This is a genomic window from Anaerococcus sp. HMSC065G05, from assembly GCF_001812365.1.
Lineage (GTDB): Bacteria > Bacillota > Clostridia > Tissierellales > Peptoniphilaceae > Anaerococcus > Anaerococcus vaginalis.
Window position 1 is genome coordinate 693 of record NZ_KV808716.1, and the last position, 7,489, is coordinate 8,181.

The following is a 7,489-nucleotide window of genomic DNA, read 5'->3' on the forward strand; positions in this document are numbered from 1 at the left end:
ATTTTTTCGTAAGTGTCCGTACACTTACTGGGCTTGCTATAAAAGAATGATTAAGGCAGCAAGCATTAAGCACATATTGAATTCTAATATTAGTTTAAGTAATTGTACTTCTATATTTACTTGGTGTGATACCATAAGTTGATTTGAATATTTTAGCAAAATGTCCTGTGTGTGTATAGCCAACTTTTTCTGCTATCGTAGATATTTTATACTCAGGATTTTTCAGCAATAATAATGCCTTATTAAGCCTTAATTCTTTTAAGTACTCGTAGGGAGGAACACCGTAGTATTTGCGAAAAGCTAATTGAAATCGTGCAGGACTCATTAAAGCAATTTTAGAGAGTTCAAGTCCGTCAATATGAACCGATAAATCTTTTTTCATAGCCGATACAGCCCTTTTCAGATTTTGCTTATCTTTTTTAGTTAAGACAACAGATATATTTTTTTCCTTTTCTTCTAACTCTGTAATTATGATAGATAATAGTTCCATAACTTTGCTTTCCAAATATAAAGGCAAAATCTTTCCTTCAGCTTGGGATTCTCTTATCTGTTGAAATATAAAATTCAACTGCGGAGAATTTTGAGTTTTTAACAAATAAGAATTAAGAATCTTTGCTTTTTCATATTCAAAATCATCATATTTTAATTTTAAGAAAGTATCAAAGTATTCTTTGGTTAGGATTATTTTCGTAAACTTTACAGGCTTATTTGCCTCACAATAGGTATAAGTTTTCTTTTCTGTATTTAAGTAACAATATATACCTTTTTCTACATTATTTAACTTTCTGCCACCGACTTTAAATGAACTGCTTTCTGTTTCAAATTGGCTAATCTCTAAATACTTTTCAGATACTTCGGTTATTTTCTCCATTGTTTCATTTGGAGTAAAGTTAGCAATTAAAATTAGAATTAAACGGCTGTCAAATTTTAGTATGCGAAAAGTACCTTTGCCAAAATGGGGATCTATTTGAAAGATTTGTTTGTTTTCAGTTGATAAAGTTGGAACAGGAATAAAAGGAGCGTCATGTACTAAGTTTGTTAAATAATCAATAACTGTTCTATCCATCAATTCTGCTCACCTCTTTTAATATCACAAATTTATTTAATTATATCACAAATTTATAAAATTGTAAATAGAAATACTGATGAAAAGCTTACAAATAAAGGGATTACAAGGAATATCAAAATTCATGGTTAGATTTTGAGTTATAAAAAATTAGCTTTATAATAAATGTAGTTAGTTAGATATAGCTAACGGTCAGGAAAGGAGATGGAATAACTAATGGAAAAAAAGAAGACAGGGATATCTTATGTATTCCAATTAGCAAAAGATGAGAGAAAAAAGCTACATTTAGGAATGTTTTTATCTGTCATTTCTGCGGCTTTATCATTAGTTCCTTATTTTGTAGTTTATAAGATATTACTAATGATATTCCAGAAAAATATTTCGTATACAGAAATTTTAATGTGGGCAGGTATAGGAATTATAAGTGCTGTTTTGCAAGCAATACTAATGTCCTTTGCGGGCATTTTATCTCATACAGCAGCTTTTAACACAATACACAGAATTAAGCTGAAAGTTGTAAATCATATTTCAAAATTTAATTTGGGATTCTTTCAAGAGCATGCCCCCGGAGAAATTAAAACATTGTTGTTTGATGATGTAGATAGAGTTGAAAATTTTTTGGCTCATAGCACTTTGGAATTAGCTCAGGCAGCAGTTGTTCCGGTTATTATGTTCATTTTCATGTTGAAATTAAATTGGATGATGGCACTTGTTATGCTTATTCCTATGATTTTGGGATTAGGAATTCCTATGATGCTAATAAAAAATTATCCGGATATGTCAACGGAGCTATCCGAAGATATTGCTGATTTAAATGCTTCGGCAAACGAATTTATAAAGGCTATGCCTGTAATAAAAATGTATCATTTAACAGCAGAAAAATTTGAACAATATAGAAGCTCATTGAATGCGTATATTACTTGTTGGAAAAAGATGTGTGTGAGTTCTTGCTATCCTTTATCAATAACCTTAGTGGTTTTGGATTCAGCAATCTTATTTACATTGCCGTTCGGAGGATATTTCTTTTTGAGAAATTCTTTATCAGCAACATCCTATTTGCTATTTATTATGCTTACAATGTGCTTTTTTGTTTCGTTCTTAAATATGGTAACAATCTTTATGCAATCTATGGAGCTTGGAAGCGGATTGGATAACATAAAAAAATAATGGATATGGATGAATTGAAAGACGGAACAAAAATCATAAACAAGAATGAGTGTATGAAAATAGATTTTAAAGACGTTACTTTCAGTTATGACGATGAAGAAACAAAAAATAAAGCATTACAACATATAAATTTATCCTTAAAACCGAATACAATAAATGCTTTTGTGGGACCTTCCGGTGCAGGCAAGACAACTGCTGCACAATTGATTGGGAGGTACTGGGATGTAACAAGTGGAGCAATTAAAATTAACGACATACCGATCAATGAATTAAAAATAGATAATTTGATGGACATTACATCATTTGTTTTTCAAGATGTATTTCTTTTGGAGGACACTCTCTATGAGAATATTCGTATGGGAACAGATACAGATGAAAATAAGATTATTGAGGCTGCAAAAGCAGCACAAATTCATGACTTTATTATGAGTTTACCGAATGGATATCAGACAAGAATCGGGGATCAAGGGGTGAAATTGTCAGGTGGACAGCAACAAAGAATCTCAATCGCAAGGGCAATACTCAAAGATTCTCCAATTATTATTTTTGATGAAGCAACTTCCTATTCAGATATAGAAAATGAGTACCAGATACAGTTAGCACTTCAAAACTTGTTGAAAAATAAAACAATCATTATGATTGCTCATCGTTTGCATACTATTAAGAATGCAGATCAAATTGTTGTATTTGATGAAGGGGAAGTCGTAGAGGTTGGAACACATAAAACTCTTTTAGAAAGAAAAGGGGTCTATGAAAGTATGTGGAATACATACACAAAAGATTACTTTGGAGAGGGGGTAAATGCAAATGCTTAAGATTATTAGAACACTTCTGAAAGATAAAAAAGAAAAATTGTATTTACCGATTTTTCTAATGGTTATTGATTCGATAGGAAGCATTGTTTTGTATTTAATGCTCTATTTTACCGTTGTTAATATATTGCAAAATACATTAACTAAAACCTTAATCATAGAATATACGGTAATATGTTTCATCAGTATGATTGCAAGGATACTGATTTATAGGCATGCATACTATTTGAGCTTTTCAAGAGGAGCTGAAATGTGTGGAGATATGCGTTTGGATTTAGCAAATCATTATAGGAGTTTGAGCCTTGGTCATTTCCAAAAAAATAGTAGTGGTTATCTATTATCAACTCTTACAAAGGATTTGAGTAGTTTTGAACTGATCATAACGCACACTTTACCATCGGTTATTAAAACGGCAGTTACAGCAATATTGATTTTATTAGGCACATTTTTTATCGATTGGAAGCTCGCATTATTAGAGTGTTTAGTATTGCTTATCGCATATCCTATGTTGATATGGGGCAACAAATTGATAGAAAAATACGGGGCAAGAAAAAGAAATTTAAATTCTAAGATGATTTCTATTATTTTAGAGTACATTCAAGGTATAAAAGCGTTTAAGTCAGCTAATATGACAAGTGAACATTTTGAAAGAATGATAAATACACTTGAAAATGTTAGAAAGACAAGCGTAAACGCAGAAAAGAAAATGGCGTTACCTACAAGTATGTACTTTATCACAGTTAACTTTTTGCTTCCGATAGTTCTTCTTATAGGAGGATATTTGCTTATAAATGGTAGTGTTAGAACTGAACAGTTTGTGGCTTTTATGCTTATGAGTTTAGCATTATCTGCACTTCTTATTGCCTTTCAACATTCCTATGGACTATTGAAAGATTTGAAATTAGCTGCAAGTAATCTTGAGAAAGCTTATGAAACGAAGCCATTGCCTTATTCTGAAAATGAAGTTGAATTAGAAAATTTTGATATTCAATTTAAGAATGTAAATTTTTCTTATGATAGAAATAAAACGATTCTGAACAATATTTCTTTTGAAGCAAAAGAAGGAACTTCTACAGCTTTAATTGGTCCTTCCGGTGGAGGAAAAACTACAATCGCTAATTTGATTGCAAGATTTTGGGATGTAAATAGTGGAGAAATTATAATTGGTGGAAAAAATATAAAATCCATAAAACCTGATGTGTTGCTTAAATATGTTAGTCAGGTTTTTCAAGATAATGTACTGTTAACCGATACTGTTTATAACAATATCAGGGTTGGAAAACCTAATGCAACAAAGGAAGAGGTTTATCAAGCTGCAAAATTAGCTTGTTGCCATGAATTTATTTTGAAAATGAAGGATGGATATGAAACGGAAATAAAAGATGGAGGAAGTACATTATCCGGCGGTGAACGACAAAGGATTGCTATTGCAAGAGCGATTCTGAAGGATGCACCAATTCTTTTGTTGGATGAATCTACAGCTTCTCTTGATCCTGATAATGAAGCTAAAATCAATAATGCTTTGGAGCATTTAATGCAAGGAAAGACAGTTTTTGTTATTGCTCACAGATTGAATACCATTAAAAACGCTAATCAAATTATTTTGATAAATAACGGAAGAATTGAAGAACAAGGAAATCATAATGAACTTTATGGAAAAAAAGGACATTACTATGAAATGGTAAATACACAGGAAAGAGCGAAAAAGTGGATGATAAAGGAGAATAGTTATGGAGAGGCTTAGTACTTTGAAAGAAAAGACAAAAGGTAAAGTTGTTGAAATTATTGGTGATACACATTTTCAAAGCAGAATAATATCTATCGGAATAACTGTCGGAAGCGATGTTGAAGTTATCCAGAATTATAAAAAGCAACCTATTCTCATTTATTGTAGAGATACGATGATAGCTGTCAATAAGATAGAGGCAGAGAAAATAATGATGGAGGTACTTTGAGATATGAAGAAAATAACGATTGCTTTGCTGGGGCAGCCTAATTCTGGAAAATCGACTTTGTTTAATGGGTTGACAGGCTCAAATCAACATGTTGGAAATTGGCCGGGTAAAACCGTTGAGAAAAAAGAAGGCGAATTTTCGTATAAAGATACCAATTATACGATTGTGGATTTACCAGGAACTTACGGATTATCAGCAAATTCAGAGGAAGAAGTTATAACAAGAGAATATATAGAAACCGGGAACGCAGACCTAATTGCTATTATGGCAGATGCTTCACAATTAAATCGAAGTCTATTTATGCTCTCTGACTACATTGGAATAAATATTCCGGTTGTCTTAATCATGAACATGATGGATGTTGCTACAAGTCAAGGGAAAAATATAAATATAAAGGGGTTACAAAAATCCTTGAATATACCTGTCATTCCTATCGTTGCGGCAGATAAAAAGGAATACAAAGAGTTTTATGCTTTTCTGGAGCATTCAGATAGAGGAAAAATTTTATCTGACGAAAATTTAGAAAGGGCATATGAAAATATTGTTGGAGATAACTATAAGCTATTAAAAAAACATATCCCTGATAAAGGTATAGGTGTATTTTCAAAGTCGTGGATTATCGGAAAATTATTAGATCAGGATGCAAAAGTAATTGCGTTAGTAAAAGATAATGTTGAAAAAGTCGAATTTGAAGAAATAGAGAACGTATTAAAAAGCATAAAAAATGGCAATTTAATAACCGGTAATTGTAAATTTGAATGGATAGATAAACTTATCAATGCAAATGTTATTCAGAAAAAGAGAGTATTTAAGAGAAGCAAATTTGATCGTATAGCCACAAGTAAAGCTTTCGGAAAACCTATGGCTATCGGAGTTATCATTTTAGGATTAGTTGCTTCTATGCTCATCGGATTTCCGCTAATGGGGTTATTTGGGTTTGTTATACCTAAAATATCAACATTGTTGGCAAAGGGGCTTGTCGCCATTGGAGTATCAAATTGGCTGATTTCACTTTTGTGTGGAGCCGTAATGACTGCAATTACTTTTGCATTGCAAATGGCAAGTTATGTATTGGGAATTAGCTTAGTATTTGGATTCTTGGAAGATGTAGGATATATGGCAAGAGTTTCCTATGTCTTTGACAACACTATGTCGAAATTAGGATTGCAAGGAAAAGCAATTATGCCGTTCTTGTTAAGTTTCGGCTGTAATATAGGTGGAATCACAGGAACGAGAGTAATTGATTCATGGGGACAGAGGGTTATGACGATTGCATTATCTTGGGTAGTCCCTTGCGGGTCAACATGGGGAGTAGTCGGGCTTGTTACAGGAACATTCTTCGGAAAACAGGCAGTATTTGTGATATTAAGCCTATTTGCAGTTGCTTTTCTACATTTACTAATCACATATAGGATTTTCAGAAAATCGCTTTATGAGGGAAGTGAACATTTTGGAATGATTATGGAACTTCCACCATATCACAAGCCACATTGGAAAAATTTACTTTCTTCTGTAATGAATAGGATGGGAAATGTACTGAAAAGGGCATTGAGTATCATTATCCTTATTTCTGTTATATTTTGGATTCTTGCCTATACGCCTGATGGAAATATAGCTAACAGCCTTATTTATAAAGTAGGAACATTTATAGAGCCTGTAACAAAATTGTTTGGGTTACCATGGCAATTATTTATGGCTTTTGTTGCTTCTGCAATGGGAAAAGAATCGGCATTAGGAGTAATGGCATCATTATTTACTTCTTCAGGAATATGGCATGCAGTTGAGGTTAAAGGGACAGTAGATACCGCTATTCTAAGCAATAATATGTTGACAATGATTTCAAAGCCGGAAGCCTTAGCATTTACTTTTGCCTTTTTCTTCAATATGCCTTGTTTGATGGCTCTTGCAGCTACCGCACAAGAAACACATTCAAAAAAATGGACGATAAAAATAGCACTGTATTATATATTATCGGCTCTAATTATATCTTGTGTTGCATATCATATTGGACTACTGATTTTTTAAGGTGTGATAAGTATGCTTATACAACTATTAGAAGTATTGAAAAAGAAAAAGACTTGCACTTTGCAAGAACTTGCTGAACTGACAGGTGAGGATTTAGATAGTGTAAAAATGAAAATTGAATATCTCGAAAATAATGGATATTTGGTAAAAACTAAAAGGTCTGCAACAAGTAAATGCCAAAGTCAATGTTCGGGATGCTCGAATTGTGTTGTTAATCAAGATGATATTTGGATTGTAAAAGATTGATAATAAACGGTAAATAAATGGAGGAATAAAATGGGAAAGTCTATATGTTTATTTCAAATAATAAGTCGCAATAAAAATAGCCCTTTTTCTATAAACTTTATATCTGTCAGTCTTTTCATATACTCACTCGTCTAAACAATTAAATACAATTAAGGAAAGAACGGGTTTCGTTCATTTTAGAGGACTTTTTATGCCTATGTGCAGAAGTCCTCCTTTTT

5 protein-coding genes and 1 pseudogene are annotated in these 7,489 nt (G+C 32.2%); 5 read left to right on the forward strand and 1 reads right to left on the reverse strand.

Annotated elements, in window-relative coordinates; all coding sequences use genetic code 11:
- Positions 1 to 94: 94 nt before the first annotated feature.
- Positions 95 to 1,066, reverse strand: a complete 972-nt coding sequence (locus HMPREF2852_RS05975; protein ID WP_019189652.1) for a helix-turn-helix transcriptional regulator — start codon at positions 1,064 to 1,066, stop codon at positions 95 to 97.
- A gap of 216 nt (positions 1,067 to 1,282) precedes the next feature.
- Here HMPREF2852_RS05975 and HMPREF2852_RS10235 point away from each other — a divergent pair.
- From HMPREF2852_RS10235 to HMPREF2852_RS06000, 5 genes and pseudogenes are all read left to right on the forward strand, one after another.
- Positions 1,283 to 3,048: pseudogene (locus HMPREF2852_RS10235) on the forward strand (ABC transporter ATP-binding protein).
- Positions 3,041 to 4,789 carry an ABC transporter ATP-binding protein gene (locus tag HMPREF2852_RS05985; protein WP_070606653.1) on the forward strand — a complete coding sequence of 583 codons (1,749 nt, stop codon included), beginning with the start codon at positions 3,041 to 3,043 and terminating at the stop codon, positions 4,787 to 4,789. The pseudogene HMPREF2852_RS10235 and the gene HMPREF2852_RS05985 overlap by 8 nt, the downstream one beginning before the upstream one ends.
- A complete protein-coding gene (locus HMPREF2852_RS05990; protein ID WP_002416391.1) occupies positions 4,776 to 5,000 on the forward strand; it encodes a FeoA family protein in 225 nt (74 codons plus the stop codon). Before HMPREF2852_RS05985 ends, HMPREF2852_RS05990 begins: the two co-directional genes overlap by 14 nt.
- Before the next feature lie 3 nt (positions 5,001 to 5,003).
- Positions 5,004 to 7,025, forward strand: a complete 2,022-nt coding sequence (feoB, locus tag HMPREF2852_RS05995) for a ferrous iron transport protein B (protein WP_019117881.1) — start codon at positions 5,004 to 5,006, stop codon at positions 7,023 to 7,025.
- A gap of 12 nt (positions 7,026 to 7,037) precedes the next feature.
- Positions 7,038 to 7,271, forward strand: a complete 234-nt coding sequence (locus HMPREF2852_RS06000) for a hypothetical protein (protein ID WP_000908215.1) — start codon at positions 7,038 to 7,040, stop codon at positions 7,269 to 7,271.
- Positions 7,272 to 7,489: the final 218 nt, after the last annotated feature.

Coding starts and splice junctions, on each gene's coding strand:
- feoB (WP_019117881.1), top strand. CDS start 5,004: ATGAAGAAAATAACGATTGCTTTGCTGGGGCAGCCTAATTCTGGAAAA.
- HMPREF2852_RS05985 (WP_070606653.1), top strand. CDS start 3,041: ATGCTTAAGATTATTAGAACACTTCTGAAAGATAAAAAAGAAAAATTG.
- HMPREF2852_RS05975 (WP_019189652.1), bottom strand. CDS start 1,066: ATGGATAGAACAGTTATTGATTATTTAACAAACTTAGTACATGACGCT.
- HMPREF2852_RS05990 (WP_002416391.1), top strand. CDS start 4,776: ATGGAGAGGCTTAGTACTTTGAAAGAAAAGACAAAAGGTAAAGTTGTT.
- HMPREF2852_RS06000 (WP_000908215.1), top strand. CDS start 7,038: ATGCTTATACAACTATTAGAAGTATTGAAAAAGAAAAAGACTTGCACT.